The following is a 1,795-nucleotide window of genomic DNA, read 5'->3' as shown; positions in this document are numbered from 1 at the left end:
ACGTTGCGCGCTCGCGCCCTTCGGATTGGGCGCGATCCGGTGGCTGCGGTAGCGTCGGGACCGCGATCTGGGACGCCGGGAACGGTGCCAGCGTGGCCAACCCGGCCGCAGGCCGGTCCGCCGTCGAGGAGAACTTCCTGCGGGGGCCGCCCGGACTGCCGTAAGCTTTACCGTTCCCCAATGGATCTCATGAATATTTCAGGCATGGAGAATATCCGGATCAAATAACGCGCAGGACGGCGGCCGCTCACGGGCGGTAATTTCTTTGCGAGTGGGGGGAGGAATTCCTTCCCCGGAACCGCTTTGTGGGATACGCTCTCCTCTGCGAGCGTCATCCATTCCGGATGGCGCCCGTGGTCGAAGATTTCGATATGCGAGAGGCGAGCCCGCCGGGCTCGCCTAGCACTGTCCGCCAGGACGTGTCTCGCAGTAGCAGAAGGAGACATCTCATGACCTCACCCTGGGTCAGAGCAGCCCCACGGAAGGCGAGACATGAAAAAGCACCACACGAAGATGCTGGTCCTGATCCTCACGGCCGCCGTGACAGGTGCCACCACGGGTCTCACCACCGCCGCTACGGACGGCGGTGGTGAGAAATCCCCCGGTACCCGCTCCGGAAAGTGCATTCACGTATCGGCCGCGAGCGGCCCTACGGTAGGCGGCGCCGGCAATCACCCGTCTGTCACCTGGTCCGATGCACAGCATGGAACTGTACTCGTAAGCAATGGCAAATTTCAACTGGATGAGACGGAGTGCACGAAAATCAGCTAGGAAATGTACCGGCCGCCTCGGGCGGGACAGGTAGCCAGGACTTCGCACCGGTGACAGCCAGTCGCCGGGGCGAAGTCGCCGGCCGAATTCGGAACACCTTTCCGGATTACCCGCAACGGCGCCCGCGCGCCAGCCCGTGGCCGCGGGCGCAGGGACGGGGTGCGGGCCGGGCCGTTTCCCGAAGACCTGCAGTCGGCCGCACTGCGCGGGAAGAGCGGAAAGATCGGTACACCGCTGGTGTACCGGCGGTGTACGATCGCGGTATGGCTGATGCGACGATCAAGGTCTCCCCTGATACGCGTGACCGGCTGGCCGCCCTCGCGGCGGCCCGCGGCACCACGATCGGCGCCCAGGTGGCCCTGCTGGTGGAGCAGCAGCCCACCGCGGAGCAGATCGCGGAGCGCGTTGCCGAAGGCCGCCGCCTGCTGCGGGAACACTTCGGGATGACGCTGACCGACGCGGAGCTGGACGAGGGCCCCGACCTGCTGCAGCGGGTCTACGACATCGCCGCGGCCGACGCCCGTGCCAAGGTCGCCCCGAGGCGCAGCGCGTGATCATTCTGGATTCCAGCGCCCTGTCCGCGCTGGCCGCCGGTCACCCGCGCCTGCACCGGATCGTGGACTCCGCTCTGCACAGCCCGTTCCAGCATCTTCTGGTTCCGGTGCTGTGCCTGGTCGAGGCCGAGATCAAGGACGAGGGTGCCGCGCACGCGGTCATGGCGCTGCCCGCGCTCGAGTTCGAGCCCCTGGACGCGACCACCGCCGTGCTGGTGGCAACCATGGTCCGCGACGGGTACGGCGGTCCGGATGTGGCTCACGCGATCGCGACGAGCCTGCCCACGCCGGTGCGCCCGCTGCAGCACCTGATCCTGACGGCCCGTCCGGGGCTGTATCCGCCGGGGATCTCGACTGTCGACATCGACGACCCCCGCCTGGAGCCGTAGGCGACGCTGGCGTTGGGGGAGCTCGCCGGGGAGGTCCTGCCCGTCCTGCCGCACGAAGCCGAGCCGCAGGAGCCGCCCGGC

2 protein-coding genes are annotated in these 1,795 nt (G+C 67.9%); both read left to right on the top strand.

Annotated elements, in window-relative coordinates; translation table 11 throughout:
• Positions 1–1,034: 1,034 nt before the first annotated feature.
• Entirely contained in the window at positions 1,035–1,325 is a 291-nt protein-coding gene (locus AB0O00_RS37760; RefSeq protein WP_363659215.1) for a hypothetical protein, read from the top strand.
• Positions 1,322–1,714 (top strand): hypothetical protein, encoded by a 393-nt coding sequence (locus AB0O00_RS37755; protein WP_363659214.1) that lies wholly within the window; start codon positions 1,322–1,324, stop codon positions 1,712–1,714. Before AB0O00_RS37760 ends, AB0O00_RS37755 begins: the two co-directional genes overlap by 4 nt.
• Positions 1,715–1,795 lie beyond the last annotated feature (81 nt).

The sequence above is a fragment of the Kitasatospora sp. NPDC093558 genome, assembly GCF_040683475.1.
In the GTDB taxonomy this organism is placed as follows: Bacteria; Actinomycetota; Actinomycetes; order Streptomycetales; family Streptomycetaceae; genus Kitasatospora.
Note: the sequence above shows the minus strand (reverse complement) of the source record. Positions and strands in the feature narration are given on the sequence as shown.